This window comes from Bacillus sp. z50 (genome assembly GCF_058313585.1).
Map to the genome: position 1 here is coordinate 774,969 of NZ_JBZFQL010000001.1, position 13,052 is coordinate 788,020.

Annotated in this window: 21 protein-coding genes and 1 pseudogene; 4 read left to right on the forward strand and 18 right to left on the reverse strand. The window is 31.3% G+C overall.

Going from position 1 to position 13,052, the window contains the following annotated elements:
* Positions 1 to 106: 106 nt before the first annotated feature.
* Together AC4G3N_RS03595 and AC4G3N_RS03600 are read left to right on the forward strand one after the other, a co-directional pair.
* On the forward strand, positions 107 to 511 hold the full coding sequence (locus AC4G3N_RS03595; RefSeq protein WP_491089758.1) for a hypothetical protein: 405 nt from the start codon (positions 107 to 109) through the stop codon (positions 509 to 511).
* A gap of 45 nt (positions 512 to 556) precedes the next feature.
* Entirely contained in the window at positions 557 to 1,390 is an 834-nt protein-coding gene (locus tag AC4G3N_RS03600) for a hypothetical protein (RefSeq protein ID WP_491089759.1), read from the forward strand.
* 421 nt (positions 1,391 to 1,811) lie between these two features.
* On the opposite strand, the gene AC4G3N_RS03605 is transcribed toward AC4G3N_RS03600, so the two are convergent.
* The 3 genes from AC4G3N_RS03605 to AC4G3N_RS03615 all read right to left on the reverse strand — a co-directional run bounded on the left by AC4G3N_RS03605 (position 1,812) and on the right by AC4G3N_RS03615 (position 3,184).
* Positions 1,812 to 2,012, reverse strand: a complete 201-nt coding sequence (locus AC4G3N_RS03605) for a hypothetical protein (RefSeq protein ID WP_491089760.1) — start codon at positions 2,010 to 2,012, stop codon at positions 1,812 to 1,814.
* 119 nt (positions 2,013 to 2,131) lie between these two features.
* Positions 2,132 to 2,647, reverse strand: coding sequence for a GrpB family protein (locus tag AC4G3N_RS03610; protein WP_491089761.1), 516 nt, complete (start codon positions 2,645 to 2,647; stop codon positions 2,132 to 2,134).
* Between the two features lie 96 nt (positions 2,648 to 2,743).
* Positions 2,744 to 3,184, reverse strand: a complete 441-nt coding sequence (locus tag AC4G3N_RS03615; protein WP_491089762.1) for a hypothetical protein — start codon at positions 3,182 to 3,184, stop codon at positions 2,744 to 2,746.
* 239 nt (positions 3,185 to 3,423) lie between these two features.
* On the opposite strand from AC4G3N_RS03615, the gene AC4G3N_RS03620 reads away from it, so the two are divergent.
* On the forward strand, positions 3,424 to 3,792 hold the full coding sequence (locus AC4G3N_RS03620) for a VOC family protein (RefSeq protein WP_491089763.1): 369 nt from the start codon (positions 3,424 to 3,426) through the stop codon (positions 3,790 to 3,792).
* 248 nt (positions 3,793 to 4,040) lie between these two features.
* Here AC4G3N_RS03620 and AC4G3N_RS03625 read toward each other — a convergent pair whose 3' ends face one another.
* The 3 genes from AC4G3N_RS03625 to AC4G3N_RS03635 all read right to left on the reverse strand — a co-directional run bounded on the left by AC4G3N_RS03625 (position 4,041) and on the right by AC4G3N_RS03635 (position 5,587).
* A complete protein-coding gene (locus tag AC4G3N_RS03625) occupies positions 4,041 to 4,238 on the reverse strand; it encodes a hypothetical protein (RefSeq protein WP_066104482.1) in 198 nt (65 codons plus the stop codon).
* Between the two features lie 84 nt (positions 4,239 to 4,322).
* Positions 4,323 to 4,541: a DUF3953 domain-containing protein gene (locus AC4G3N_RS03630; RefSeq protein ID WP_066104485.1), complete on the reverse strand. Its 219-nt coding sequence runs from the start codon at positions 4,539 to 4,541 to the stop codon at positions 4,323 to 4,325.
* Positions 4,542 to 5,188: 647 nt separating this feature from the next.
* On the reverse strand, positions 5,189 to 5,587 hold the full coding sequence (locus AC4G3N_RS03635; protein WP_066104491.1) for a DUF5412 domain-containing protein: 399 nt from the start codon (positions 5,585 to 5,587) through the stop codon (positions 5,189 to 5,191).
* A 256-nt stretch (positions 5,588 to 5,843) separates the two neighbouring features.
* Between AC4G3N_RS03635 and AC4G3N_RS03640 the strand changes: the two genes are divergently transcribed.
* A complete protein-coding gene (locus AC4G3N_RS03640; protein ID WP_175354267.1) occupies positions 5,844 to 6,002 on the forward strand; it encodes a hypothetical protein in 159 nt (52 codons plus the stop codon).
* A gap of 27 nt (positions 6,003 to 6,029) precedes the next feature.
* On the opposite strand, the gene AC4G3N_RS03645 is transcribed toward AC4G3N_RS03640, so the two are convergent.
* The 12 genes and pseudogenes from AC4G3N_RS03645 to AC4G3N_RS03700 all read right to left on the reverse strand — a co-directional run bounded on the left by AC4G3N_RS03645 (position 6,030) and on the right by AC4G3N_RS03700 (position 12,986).
* The gene (locus tag AC4G3N_RS03645) at positions 6,030 to 6,479 is read right to left on the reverse strand and encodes a GNAT family N-acetyltransferase (protein ID WP_491089764.1); all 450 of its coding nucleotides are present in this window, start codon (positions 6,477 to 6,479) and stop codon (positions 6,030 to 6,032) included.
* Between the two features lie 188 nt (positions 6,480 to 6,667).
* Positions 6,668 to 6,943: pseudogene (locus AC4G3N_RS03650) on the reverse strand (DUF3021 family protein); the annotation flags it as partial.
* 196 nt (positions 6,944 to 7,139) lie between these two features.
* Entirely contained in the window at positions 7,140 to 7,790 is a 651-nt protein-coding gene (locus AC4G3N_RS03655; protein WP_491089765.1) for a metalloprotease family protein, read from the reverse strand.
* Positions 7,791 to 7,950: 160 nt separating this feature from the next.
* Complete coding sequence (locus AC4G3N_RS03660) at positions 7,951 to 8,469, reverse strand: NUDIX hydrolase (RefSeq protein WP_139892394.1); 519 nt, start codon at positions 8,467 to 8,469, stop codon at positions 7,951 to 7,953.
* Between the two features lie 190 nt (positions 8,470 to 8,659).
* Entirely contained in the window at positions 8,660 to 8,992 is a 333-nt protein-coding gene (locus tag AC4G3N_RS03665) for a YdcF family protein (RefSeq protein ID WP_139892395.1), read from the reverse strand.
* 201 nt (positions 8,993 to 9,193) lie between these two features.
* Positions 9,194 to 9,409: a PspC domain-containing protein gene (locus AC4G3N_RS03670; RefSeq protein WP_257469134.1), complete on the reverse strand. Its 216-nt coding sequence runs from the start codon at positions 9,407 to 9,409 to the stop codon at positions 9,194 to 9,196.
* 71 nt (positions 9,410 to 9,480) lie between these two features.
* Positions 9,481 to 9,666: a hypothetical protein gene (locus AC4G3N_RS03675; protein WP_491089766.1), complete on the reverse strand. Its 186-nt coding sequence runs from the start codon at positions 9,664 to 9,666 to the stop codon at positions 9,481 to 9,483.
* Positions 9,667 to 9,806: 140 nt separating this feature from the next.
* Positions 9,807 to 9,986 carry a hypothetical protein gene (locus tag AC4G3N_RS03680; RefSeq protein WP_066104513.1) on the reverse strand — a complete coding sequence of 60 codons (180 nt, stop codon included), beginning with the start codon at positions 9,984 to 9,986 and terminating at the stop codon, positions 9,807 to 9,809.
* Positions 9,987 to 10,231: 245 nt separating this feature from the next.
* The gene (locus AC4G3N_RS03685) at positions 10,232 to 10,675 is read right to left on the reverse strand and encodes a GNAT family N-acetyltransferase (RefSeq protein WP_139892398.1); all 444 of its coding nucleotides are present in this window, start codon (positions 10,673 to 10,675) and stop codon (positions 10,232 to 10,234) included.
* Between the two features lie 195 nt (positions 10,676 to 10,870).
* Positions 10,871 to 11,356 (reverse strand): hypothetical protein, encoded by a 486-nt coding sequence (locus AC4G3N_RS03690; RefSeq protein ID WP_491089767.1) that lies wholly within the window; start codon positions 11,354 to 11,356, stop codon positions 10,871 to 10,873.
* 171 nt (positions 11,357 to 11,527) lie between these two features.
* Entirely contained in the window at positions 11,528 to 12,175 is a 648-nt protein-coding gene (locus AC4G3N_RS03695) for a CPBP family intramembrane glutamic endopeptidase (RefSeq protein WP_148630024.1), read from the reverse strand.
* 490 nt (positions 12,176 to 12,665) lie between these two features.
* Positions 12,666 to 12,986 carry a hypothetical protein gene (locus tag AC4G3N_RS03700; protein ID WP_148630026.1) on the reverse strand — a complete coding sequence of 107 codons (321 nt, stop codon included), beginning with the start codon at positions 12,984 to 12,986 and terminating at the stop codon, positions 12,666 to 12,668.
* Positions 12,987 to 13,052: the final 66 nt, after the last annotated feature.

The following is a 13,052-nucleotide window of genomic DNA, read 5'->3' on the forward strand; positions in this document are numbered from 1 at the left end:
TTAATCCTTCTTGGATCAAAACCCCTGTTAGCTTATATGTAATTTCTTACATTCAGGCAAATTACAATTTATCAGTGAGTTTGAAATTTAGAAAGGAGATTTTGATATGGACAATAAAGACAACTTATTGAAAGTGTTAGATGATAAATATGGTGTATCAATTACACCTGTTGAAGATTCCGAAAAATATGATAGCTACACAAAGATTAGTGATGATGACTTTGTAAAAATTAATGCCAGTCTCCAAAATTTACCATTCGCTTTAAAAAACATTAATGATGCTAACTATTATTCTGGAACATATAAAGTTGTATATGACAAAGGATTAGGTGTGTTGCAAAGGTCAGCAAAAGATCCAAACTTATTTAGAGCTAATGTTGTTGCCCCTGGAACAAATAATGATATTACAGGGCAAGCATTACTTCAAGAATTAAATCCATCCGAGATTATGACATTATCTAATATAGCAATAGCTTCTTTTACAGTTGCGTCAATTGCTACAAACCAATAATTCCTAGCAAGAATTGATAATAAATTAGAATCAGTCGAAAAGAAAGTGAATGAAATTCAAAGGTTTCTAGAGATTGATAAAGAAAGTCAGTTATGGGCAGATGGTGAATTCTTAAAAGAAGTACGAGACAATGCACAATATATTTTAAATAATGAAGCATATAGTCACGCAACACTTATAAATGTTCAATCTATCAGAAGAACAGCCTTAGCTAATATCAAATTATATTATGAGCAATTACAAGATTTAAAATCATTACTCAATCAAAACGATAATAGCAAAGAAACAACAGAAAAACTTAATAAATATAAAGGTTATTTACCTAAATATTGGTATTCAGTTTATTTATATGAAATGGCATATTATTTGGAAGTCTATCTATCAAATATTACTGATTCTTCTTTCTTACAAAAAGTGATTTTGGAAATGGAAAAGATTATCAATATGTATCAAGAAGGATATGACATTATTAGAGGTGAAATCAACAAATATATTGATGAAGTGAAGGCATTAAAAGCTAATGATGTACCAGCGAAAGTTATGAAAAATGTAGGTAAAGTATTAGAAATTGTAAATATTCCTGTGAGTCCATTATTTAAGTATGGTGCTAAAGGTGTCGGAATTATACTAGATATGGGTGCTGACGCATTAGAAAAATACGAAAAAACTACAAAAAAAGCTAAGAAACAAGAAGTAATTGATGAATTAGAATTACTAATTAAACCTTATTCTGATTTAGAACCATTGAAATTTCAAACTGGAGCAATAAATAATATTGATACTGTTTATAATAAACGTCTTGAATTAATTGTTTCTAATGATGAAGCATATATAAAATGTGATTCAAGTAGATTAAACAAAATTCCAATTTATCGGTGAACTTAATTTGAAAACACAAAAGACACTTCGGTGTCTTTTTTAATCATCGCCAATTCTCCCATTCATACCTAATTGTTATATCTTCCACGAACCTGCCACTTTATCTTGATAAGTAACAGCTTTGTTTTCTGGTATTACAACGTTTGTTTAATAAAAAATTCTCTAAACTTCTTTATATTCTTTCGGTTTTCTTATACTCAAATATCCTCCTAAAATTAAACCTATCGCTGATAATCCATAAATAATAGATTTAATATCAGTATGAATATCTAAGTTAGAAGTAATCACAGCCAGTATAAGTGAAATCAATGTTAACAAATAAGGTTTGGATTTCAATTTTTCATACCCCTTTCCTTTAAGAATCTAAGTAATATGACTAACCTGCCCCGTTTGTCTAATAACGACTAGAACATACTGATATCTATTTACTGTTTATTTTCTTTTTGGCATCCACATACCCAACTATCCCAACTATTGTGATTAAAATTAAAACATACATATCTGTAGTCAGTATGCCTTTCGTTACCAATGACAGTTCATCGTATGTTCTAATCAAGAGACCAATTGGCGAGAAAATAAGAAGCGACAAAAAGAACTTTTTCCTGACTTCTAAATCTTGCATAATAATCCCCCTTAAAGCATTACTTTCCTTCTTCCGCTAACCTGCCCCGTTGTTACATAATAAAAAAGCCATCTTAATGCTGTTCACTTAGTATTACAAATATGTTTTTAAGATTTACTTTAATTATCTTCATACCATTCCAGTTCTTTTAGTTCTATATCCTTAACAAAGTGATCTTTACCATTTATGTAGGATTCAATGTCATTGGGAAATTGTCTTGCTAATTTTTCTTTTAATTCACCATATCGTTTCATTTCATTCGGGTGTAATTTTAAATAATCTCGAAAAGCCAGGTGCCTGTTTATTTCATAACTTCCAATCTGAAAAATATGAACGTGGTGAGTGCGATTGTCCCCACCTTTTTGAAAGTATCTACGTTTGACTATCCCATTTTCTCCTTTAGGTTCATATCCGATTTCTTGCATCTTTCTATTATATTTATCAACATTGTTAATATCTTTAACAACAGGCATTATATCCATGATTGGTTTAGCTATTAACCCGGGAACAGCCGTACTGCCTATGTGATGTATATCTATGATTTCATTCCCAAATATTAGATTCAGTTTTTCAGCTTCTTCCATAAACATCTGAACCCATTTCTCATTGTACGAACATACTTTTACCTCCCGCAAATCATCACCTCGAAATCATTTTTATAATTATATAATACCTAGAATTACATGATTTCTTATTGCACTCTGCCCCTTTAGCTCTATAAGAAAATGACGTCAATATTCAACTATATTTAACCATTGACCATCAGGACCTATTGTTATGTGAGGAACTTTGTTTGTTTCAAATATATCGTTTATATCAATGTCTTCGTTGCTTATATTATTTAAAAGTTGAGATACATCTAGCTCCGAAAAAACTAAAAAATCCATTGTTGTTGACCTTAGATAAAACTCGTATATATATTGTTTTTTACTATCCTTCACATATCCTAAAAAACCTATTGTTCTTGGGAAAATCCTCCATAAAGGAAATTTAATCGTATTTATTAAAATAAAATCATCTGACAGTTGGTTTAACAATTCTTCTTCCCAACCAGGAATAATCGCATAAATATAACATTCCTGCTTATAAATATCATTGATTATATCAACAAACTCCTGCTCATCTATTTCCTTTTCAAGCAATCTTTCAATTACCTTTGGAATGATTTCCACTCTAATCACCTCTTTGTTAAAATTATACGATTAGATTAGAGCGTATTCCTTCTTTGGCTAACCTGCCCCGATTCTACAATAAGAAGTTCTACAGAAAAAGGCATTAACCCTTCTTGTACCAATGCCTTGATATTCATAATTATTAGCTGTTTATTTTAATAAGAAATTGAGTGGAATTAAAAAAGGTTTTTATTAATGCGTGTTGAATATTTACCATAACACTAAATAGGAGGAATAAAATGGTGAATCAGGTTTGTGTGATAAGCATTTACGTTCCAAATTTAAACACTGCAATTGACTTTTATACCAATACTTTAGGTTTTGAATTAAATAAGCAGTATGGTCCTAATATTGCATCACTTGTACACGGAGAGTTACCAATTATTCTAGAGGAGAACATTAATACGCCATATAATCAAGATAATAAAATTACAGGAGTTGTATTAGGATTACGAACTGAAGATATTTATGAAACGGTTAAATTCTTAAAAGAAAAAGAAGTAGATTTTATTGTAGATGAACCAACTAATTGTCCTCCAGGAAAATATATTAGTTTTAGAGACCCCTTCGGAAATATTTTAGAATATCTCCAATTTGAAAATAAGTAACAAACATTAAAAGTTCAATTTTAACTTCTTATTGAGCTAATCTGCCCCTTTGTAACATAAAGAGTTCAACAGAACGGGGCAGTTCACCCTTGGATCAACGCTCCCGTTTATAAATTTCACCACGCTCACTCCACAACTTTTTAGCTACATCAGTTGGAAGGTAAAGAAATTGAGCGATTAAACGAGTATGAGAATCTATCAAGAATTATATAACCGCATAAAAAAGCAGGAGAAGTTAGCCTGATTTTTTATTTTTTGTGTGTTTCCTTCCTTTTTTTCGAATGAATTATCAAAGAAGCTATTATGAGACCTGCTAACGAAACTAAGGCTACATACAGAAAACCAGGTAAATCAATATCTCTTGTTTTATTTCCTAAATACACAGCTAAGCTAGATAGTGTTACTGTAAAAAAAGCATTATTAATACTTTTAATATATTTAATCATCTACTCCCCCTTACATTCCACAATATGTATAGTTCAGATATTCCTTCTTGAACTAAACTGCCCCGTTACTTTAATAAGAATTCTTTAATAAAGACTAAGAAAAATAAATAACGAAATAATAATACTTGTGTATCCCCAAAAGTTTTTTCTGTCTTTTTGAAGTTCATCTAATCCCATCACTAAAATCATAAAACCTAAGAATAAAATCGTATAAGAACTAAAGTCGTAATTTTCAGTTATCAAACTATAAACAGATAAAACAACAACAATTATCGCTAAGGTAATTCTTAAAGTTAGTACCATATTCTCCTCCCACAATACGTAAATACATTTAAAATCATATCATTTCCACTTTGCTATATATAGGAAATTAGAAGATTCCTTATTGAGCTAAACCTGCCCCGTTTCTACAATAAGAAATTCAACATAAAAAGGCATTAATCCTTCTAGAACAATGTCCCTGATGGCTTCTTAAATTGCACTTTTCATTTATTAATAAACGGATGTTGGGCCTAATAGTCAATTTACCGAATTAGTTTAAAAATAATATCTGTACAGATACAAATAATGGGAATAGTGAAAATATAAACAACAACCCAGCATTTAGCAGTCTCTTTTTTTGATATTCTTCTAATGCCCATACCATCATCAGCAAACATAGTAAGGGTGGAATGAATGATGACATATCATCAAAAGTTCTTGTTATTAGGCCATAGGCAGCTATTAGACCAATGATTATTATTAATATATGTCTTAATGTTTGGACCAAAAAGCATTCCTCCTTATTCTTTCTAAATTCATACATAAGTCATTTAGAAAGTATTATTAAATAGTTATTCTTCAATTAAAATCAAAAATCCTTCTTCCGCTAATCTGCCCCGTTTGTCCAATAAAGAATTAAAAGTTTTGAATCTATCTTGATTCAATTCAACAGTATATTTAGTAATGAATCATTGATGTCTAAAATCAAATTTATCATTAGGTACATCTAATGTATGCCCATTGATCTCAACTGTATCATTGTCTGTCCAGGTAATACTGGCAGTTTCTTCTCGTTCATCCCAATAAATATTTTTTGCTTTCTTATTGCCTTCATTAAAGACTAACTCGCCACGAACAGCATATGACGTTGTAGCACCTCCGTTAGTGAGATATGCTTTTAGTGTGTAATGGCCGCCAGGTGATGTTTTTTCAATAAGATATTCTCCTTTTGGTAGTCTGTTCATATCGAAAAAAGCCCAATATACTCCATAAGTAACAACCCCAGTAAATAAAAGACAGATAACAAGGAATACTCTAAGTGCTTTTTTAGGAGCTTTATTTTTCTCTCTCTTCAAGTAAGTTGTCATACAGTTAAACCTCTCTCAGTAACGGTTAATAATATATTCATTCTCCTATGTATAATAAAAATCCTTTTTCAGCTAACCTGTCCCGTTAGCTGAATTAAAAAAAGAGCTGATCTCAGCCCTTGATATTGAAGTAATGCCCCTGAACCAAACCTTTTACATTAACTGATCGCCTTTTATGTTTTACTTATTTTTCAGACAAAAGCCAGAAAATACGATATAATTAACACCTTATGATTTTAATTAAGGAGCTGACAATGTGGAAGATGAACTAATTTTTAAAAGCTATTCTAGGTTGTTATTAAGAGATTTAAAAGACGTAAAAGAGGCTCTTATGGTAAAAGACTATGAGACAGCTGAGAAATTCTTAAATGAGCTTATAAACGATACTCAGAAAGACGTAGAGAGTGGCAATTAAACTAACGGTTTGGATATTCATCCACCTCTATAATGATAGTTTGATGTTCTTATGCAAGAAAATGATTCTTTCTATTTCTTCAAAACCATTTTTCTTATAAAATTCTTCGGCAGGTATACCTCTATCTGTGAGAAGTGTAATGTTACTTATATTGCTGCTATGAAGTTCTTTTATCAAATGATTTAACATCGCTCTTCCAATACCCTTATTTTGACATTGTTTTCTTACACACATTTCATTAATAAAAAACTCATCTCCGCTCCACCATACTCTATTTACACCAAAAATAAAGCCGAGAATTTCATTGTTTTCTACCGCTAAAACGCCTAAAAATCCAGGTGTTTGGTAAAAGTCCAGCAAATATTTTTTAGCCTTTGTAAATTTCCATTCATCATTCCAAGGCTCATCATTGAATACTTCAATAAATGTGTCCGTACATTTAATTAAATCATTTTCTGTTAATAGTTTAACTTCCAAGGTGAATTCCCCTTATCGCTAAATGTATTATTAAAGCCACCTTAACCGTTTTATTTATGGATTATTCTACCACAAAAAAAACCAAATTTCTTATTCAGCTAACCTGCCCCTTACTTCCATAAGAACTTCAACACAAAAAGGCATTAATCCTTCTTAGATCAATGCCCACCGTCAGTCGTATACCTCAATCATATTGATGTGCTATTATTAGCATTTTTACGTGAAAAAAAATATGAAATAAAATATGAAGTCAAAAATAAGATAATCCCCACTTTATTAAATTGGAGATACACATCAAATACATCTTTAAATGAATCTAACGGATAAAACCCACTTAATAGCAACGTTGGAAAAACAGTAATCAGCATCGCCATATAATGAGCAAAAATTTTCTTTAAAAAACTCCATTGTTCAATTTGATATATGACGCTTGTCAACCCAAGGAAAAAGGCTATAAGTCCATAAAAAAATAAACACTCGAATCATCTGATTGCCCTTGCAACTTATACGACAGTGAAATTATTAGTAAGATACCAAATGAAATAGACCCTCTATATAATCCCTTTAAAAGCAACTGCAACGTAAAATCCCCTTTCTTGGAGTCAAATTAAAAGAGCTGGTTATTCTCAACTCTGACTCCAAACTTTTTACACCAGTTAATTAAATACTATGATTTTCGTTCTCTTTATACTTTTTGTTCGTTTGTATGTTTTTCCAATATGTGTTTGGACCATTGTTTTTTAAAATTGCATTTTTTGGGACTTGTTTAATTATAAGAAGAAGAGTAAGTAAATCAACTGATGATCCCATTGCGTTTAATATTATTAAAAATTTTAATGTCGTTGTTAATAGTCCAAATGAACTTAATACAAGTGGCAAAATTATTGAAATAATAATGAAAGGAGCAATTGAAATGAAGATATATCTTGATTTTGAAATTTCTTCTTCTGTTAACACAAAACCTCCGAACAGCGTCAATCCTATATATGTTTTTTCTGATTTTGTAAAATTTGGAATGAAAATTAAATGGAGTAATTCGTGAAGTATTAAAAGTATAATTAACGAAAGAACACTACTCAAGTTAATTGTAATTGAGATTGCATCAGGTGTTAGTCCAAAATCGCTCAAAGAAATACTGGAAAAGATATTTATTACACCAATAGAGAGGATTGCCGCGACAATCATTAAAGGGGTGGATAACAAAATAGCACTTGCTAAATCTTTGGGTTCTTTCAATAGAATCCATCTATTTTTAATTAACTGTAAATGTAACTGCGGGTCACTTTTAGGTAATTTACTTTGTATTTTCATTAAATCCACTCCATTAATAATTTAAGTTTAAAGTACAACCACCTAAATAAAACCATTTTTTCAGGTGTATACCTTTTTTTATTAAACTAACCTGCCCTTAAGGGGATCAATATAATCGCTTGTATATGAAGGTTTATGTTTGATTCCTTGCACGTTGCATTTAAAAACGAGTAGAGCCATAATGCTTTCGACCCTCAAAAAGAAACGCAATGATACTTTCATAATAAGGTATAAATTTTTTTAATTCGATTAGCTCTAAGATCTCCTCTTTTGAAGCCCATCTCACTGCTTGCACCTCATCAGTCTGTAACGTCAAATCATTCAAATCTAAATCATATTCAACTAAATAATAATCATCAAATCCACGCGCGAAGTTAATAGTAAATTGTGGACGTATCTTTTCAAAGTCATAACGAATACCCAACTCCTCGAATAACTCTCTTGAAGCAGCTTGCTGACTTGTATCGCCTGCCACAGCACTTCCACCACAAGTGATATCCCAAAGATTCGACCAACCTTGCTTAAAGGACTGACGTTGTTGAATGAGCATTTCTCCATTGGAGTTAAATATACAAACGTGTATTACTAAATGAAACTCATCTGGTGTCATATCATCTCCACGAGTTATTTGTTTGCCTATTTTATTACGATGCTTATCATATAAATCCCATTTTTCCATTGCTAAACTCCTTAATTGTAGTTTTGCCTTAAGATTCTTAAACTCTGCAAGAATATGTCCCAATGATGAACACAAATAATCACCTATAACCTTCTCGAACAAACCTTCCCCATTTCTACAATAAGAAATTCAACATAAAAAGACATTAATCCTTCTTGGATCAACACCTCTGTTAGTTAAAGAAGAATCTTTACTTGCCAATCCTATTTTCCTCTATTCCTCTGTTCATATGGACTGTTTTAATAGCCTCTGCTTCAGGGATGCTTTCATTGGGGCCTTGTCCCCCAGTAGCAATGGCGACTGTATGAGAGTTATCTTCCAGATACGCAGCAGCGGTGTTAATTCGTTCTTGTAGAAGTGGCGAAGAATCAGTTCCAATCACCCTTGCTCCTAGAATAATTAAATAATCAGCATTATCTGGTACAGTTTGATTAGGAATTTGAGCAATTCGAATATGCAAGAATAGAAGATAAAAAACTAAAAACACAAAAAGTTCATAAGTAATAATCTTTAAGTATTTCATTAAATCGTTCCAATCGTTGAAATTGTATTTGGTCAATACAGAGAGAGTCGAGAAAAGATTTTTTGAAGGTATTTACGGAGAAAAGGATTTGGAATTACTCAACAATTGAAGCGAATAAGTTCTCTAATGAAAAACGCATATTCCAATACATAGAAAAATGTACGGGGAATATGCATTTGCAAAAATACATTATTATTTTTTTTATTTAGAATTTGGCCATTCTTCATCTTCCAATGGAATAATTACACTCGCCACTAAGTAAATAATTAATCCAGGAAATGCACCTGAAAATACACAGAGTAAAGCAAATGCAAACCGAAGGATGGTTACATCGATTTTTAAAATCGGTGCTAAACCTCCAAATATACCCGATAATACTTTGTTAGAGCGGGATCTTACTAATTTAACGTCTTTCACACAAACATCTCCCATCTTTATCTTAACAGTATATTAAATGAATTATCTTTATAATACGAAAAGCCTATTTATTAATTCAGGATATGAACTTTGAATTGAAGAATTAAGCTCCGCCATATCTTCTTGGGAATAAAGTGAGCAATTAAACTTTCCTTATCTGAAATGTCATCATTATTCGGCATTCTCTTCTCTGTTTGAAACATAAAATATATGCCAGGCAAACAAATAGCAACTGATATCAATCCCCAAAAAATCATTCTCCTCCTCCTTATGAAAGATACTTATCCAGTTACTATCCATGGCTAACCTACCCCTTTACTTCCATAAGAAGTTCAGTAGAAAAGGACATTAAGCCTTCTTAAATCAAAGCCCCGTTTATAAAAAAAATATTATCAATCTAATTATCTTCGTTATTGCTTCTCACATTATTTTGAAGATAAATCTTTTTAAGAGTTGAATTTATATTATTTAAAGCAATAAGAATAACCCCTAACATAACAAATGTTACTACTTCCCCGGTAAACCAAGATAGTATTCCTAAAATTACAGCATAAAGTATGTATAGCCAATTACTCATTTATTCAATATCCTCCCAACCAAAATAATTAACTTCTTTAAAAAACCTAGTTCATTTGTAACATTTTGTAAAACCAGACCGAATCTTAATTAAGCTAGCCTGCCCTTTTACTTCTATAAGAAATTCAACACAAAAAGGCATTAATCCTTCTCGATCAATGCTTCTGTTTATTGAAATGTAATCTTTTCCAATCCATTCTATACCTTAATATAACTCGAATCCCTAGCCGGGTAATAACGAGTGTGTTATTTTTGTAATATCATATCGACGTGAGGGATATTATCCTCTAAATATGTTTCGGATATAGGTTGAAAACCAAAGGAAGTATAGAATTTTCTTAAATAATCTTGGGCTTGAATTTTAACCTTTGTTTCTTTTAATTCGTTTTGGATAAAATCTAGTCCTTTCTTTAAAAGTTCCCCTGCTATCCCTTGTCCTCTGTATTCTTTCTTTACAATAACTCTTCCAATAGAAGTTTCTTGATAAGCAATACCTGCGGGTACAATTCTTAAATATGCAACGATTTCTCCATTGTCTTCTTTAAAAAGATGATATGAAAAAGGATCTTTACCATCAACTTCAAGATAAGGACAATTTTGTTCCACCACAAAAACTAAAGTTCTTTCTTTTAAAAGATTATATAGTTCAATATTTGTTAACTCATCAAATTTTTTGAGTTTCCAACTCATAAAAATTCACCTCTTACTTTTTGTTTCAAATGCATTCAAATATATCTTAAACTTAATCTAACTTTTCCGTAGTTGCAACAAAACACCTATTTCTCTATAAAATTTTCTCGCCTGCCCCTTTACTTCACTAAGGAATTCAACATAAAAAGGCATTAAACCACTTAGATCAATACCCTCTTTAGTTCTACAAGGAAATTATATATTACCTACAATATCTTCTGGTCCCCATATTGCTAAACTATCATTAGGACAAGCTATTATCTCCCAATGCTCACCATCTTCAGAATCCATAACTCCTACTTGCCAACTCTCGTACTGCTCATTCTGGCCCCATATAAACAATACTTCACCAGAGTCAAACGTTAAGAATAAATGTGGACTTTCAACACCTAAAGAAACATCCACAATTTGTTTTAATCTCAACTCACATAACATCTTTAAAGATTCAATCGAATCTTTTTTAGATAATTCGTTTAATAATGGGATTTTTTTAGGCATTAACTCAAATAAACAAATTGGACTCTCAATATTAATATAAATTTGACCATTTATTCGATTAGAATTATTTTCACTCTCCGAAAGAAGTAACCTTAAACCATAAAAATTAAGTCCCTCTAGTCTGGTTCCTTTACATAAAAACTGTAAAGTTCGTAAACCTGCAGTTCTTTCTGCTTTATTCATATTTAACACCCTTTTCTTATAAATCATATATCCTTGTTCCGCTAACCTGCCCCGTTACTTCCATAAGAAGTTCAACATAAAAAGGCATTAATCATCCTTTGATCAATGCCCCTGTTTATTTCTGTATAATACTTCTGATATGAATTTTTGACTAGAAAAAGGTGAATATATTTATAGCTTATTTTTTCTTTTATCAATTATTAATAAAAATGACAACACCACTACACTAAATACCACTATAAACAGAAACGACAAGTATAGAGTCATGAATCCACTAAATGTCTCATCGAATATTAAAAGAGCGACGTCTTGGTCATACATACCTCCCATGGATATATATCTAGTCACTTCAAGATAAACGACATGGAAGATCATACTCATCCATATTGTTCCTGTATACCTTCTATATAACTGTAGAGCAATTCCAAATGTAAAGAGCAATATAATATAATCTATAGTTAACGTAAATGGCTCACTAAAGAATATTGACTCCAATGCCATCACCGCAACCGGAACACAAATGAAGATTAACGGCTGTAAAATCAATGCGATGATGAAGCGAAATTTCTTATGCAACTCTTCAAAGATTAGTCCTCGGATAAAGACTTCTTCTGGAAATGCTTCATACATAAATGCTGTCACTGTATTAATTAAAATGGAAATTATAACAGTGGCTGTCAGGTTCAAGCTGACATTTTCAATGCCACCAAATAAATAAGCTGTTATAATTCCTGTTATGACTAATATAAAAGGCAACGCGATTCCGACGATCAAACTAGATGGTGAATTTACACCCTTTAAGCCAATATTCTTAAACAAGTCAGTTTTTTTCTTTTAAATATATATAGTACAAAAAGCGTTAACCCGCTAAAGATTACTCCTTGTAAAAGCATACTATTTTGTCGATCCATACCTTGAGTTTCAGTCAAATATTGTCCGACATTACCCGAAACAAAGAGAAATAATGATACAAGTACAAAGTACAAAAGCAACCGACTAATACTAAATTTCAAAGAACTCAATTGAATGCCCCTTTTCTATTAATGACGTATTGTTATAGCGATTGTTGAGCAATAGTTAAACAACACTCTTGAACTAATCTGCCCCCTTTACTTCCATAAGAAATTCAACACAAAAAGACATTAATCCTTCTTTGATCAATGCCTCTGGTTGCTTAATTACATTTATTCATAACTTGATATAATTTAAAAATCTGTTAGTAGCTTCGTCTCATACTTAAATCGTATCGTTACTGGAATCTTATTAAAAATATGAAGGGGGATTCCTACTCTATCTTTAATATCAATTTCTATCCCCACATTAAAGTAGGTAAGAAATTCCCAATAAGAAATGAAAACGTTATAAGTTGGCTCATAAATAAACTCCATCCATCCCTCTGCAATATGGTTATCTTTTTCATCAAATATATTAATTCCCGAAAGTTTTCCACGACCCCATCTAAATAACTGGCATCGTTACCCTCTATACAACTTTCAGACCAATCAAATTTAAACTTATTCGCCGTTATTCCATAAAAAACGAGGTCATCACATAGCTGTTTTTCTACTAACATTCTTAATTTCGGACCCATTTTATCTGCGTATCCTAAGTCAGTATAATTTGGTTTCATATTTTCTCTCCACACTTTTGGTTTTATGTAATAGAACATTGCTACCTTTGCTAGTTAAAACCTCAT

What these genes read in the sequence shown, in the direction of transcription:
- AC4G3N_RS03635 (WP_066104491.1), bottom strand. Translation starts at nt 5,587, where the DNA reads ATGACAACTTACTTGAAGAGAGAGAAAAATAAAGCTCCTAAAAAAGCA.
- AC4G3N_RS03685 (WP_139892398.1), bottom strand. Translation starts at nt 10,675, where the DNA reads ATGAGTTGGAAACTCAAAAAATTTGATGAGTTAACAAATATTGAACTA.
- AC4G3N_RS03595 (WP_491089758.1), top strand. Translation starts at nt 107, where the DNA reads ATGGACAATAAAGACAACTTATTGAAAGTGTTAGATGATAAATATGGT.
- AC4G3N_RS03680 (WP_066104513.1), bottom strand. Translation starts at nt 9,986, where the DNA reads ATGAGTAATTGGCTATACATACTTTATGCTGTAATTTTAGGAATACTA.
- AC4G3N_RS03620 (WP_491089763.1), top strand. Translation starts at nt 3,424, where the DNA reads ATGGTGAATCAGGTTTGTGTGATAAGCATTTACGTTCCAAATTTAAAC.
- AC4G3N_RS03605 (WP_491089760.1), bottom strand. Translation starts at nt 2,012, where the DNA reads ATGCAAGATTTAGAAGTCAGGAAAAAGTTCTTTTTGTCGCTTCTTATT.
- AC4G3N_RS03660 (WP_139892394.1), bottom strand. Translation starts at nt 8,469, where the DNA reads ATGGAAAAATGGGATTTATATGATAAGCATCGTAATAAAATAGGCAAA.
- AC4G3N_RS03665 (WP_139892395.1), bottom strand. Translation starts at nt 8,992, where the DNA reads ATGAAATACTTAAAGATTATTACTTATGAACTTTTTGTGTTTTTAGTT.
- AC4G3N_RS03630 (WP_066104485.1), bottom strand. Translation starts at nt 4,541, where the DNA reads ATGGTACTAACTTTAAGAATTACCTTAGCGATAATTGTTGTTGTTTTA.
- AC4G3N_RS03700 (WP_148630026.1), bottom strand. Translation starts at nt 12,986, where the DNA reads ATGAAACCAAATTATACTGACTTAGGATACGCAGATAAAATGGGTCCG.
- AC4G3N_RS03655 (WP_491089765.1), bottom strand. Translation starts at nt 7,790, where the DNA reads ATGAAAATACAAAGTAAATTACCTAAAAGTGACCCGCAGTTACATTTA.
- AC4G3N_RS03690 (WP_491089767.1), bottom strand. Translation starts at nt 11,356, where the DNA reads ATGAATAAAGCAGAAAGAACTGCAGGTTTACGAACTTTACAGTTTTTA.
- AC4G3N_RS03675 (WP_491089766.1), bottom strand. Translation starts at nt 9,666, where the DNA reads ATGATTTTTTGGGGATTGATATCAGTTGCTATTTGTTTGCCTGGCATA.
- AC4G3N_RS03625 (WP_066104482.1), bottom strand. Translation starts at nt 4,238, where the DNA reads ATGATTAAATATATTAAAAGTATTAATAATGCTTTTTTTACAGTAACA.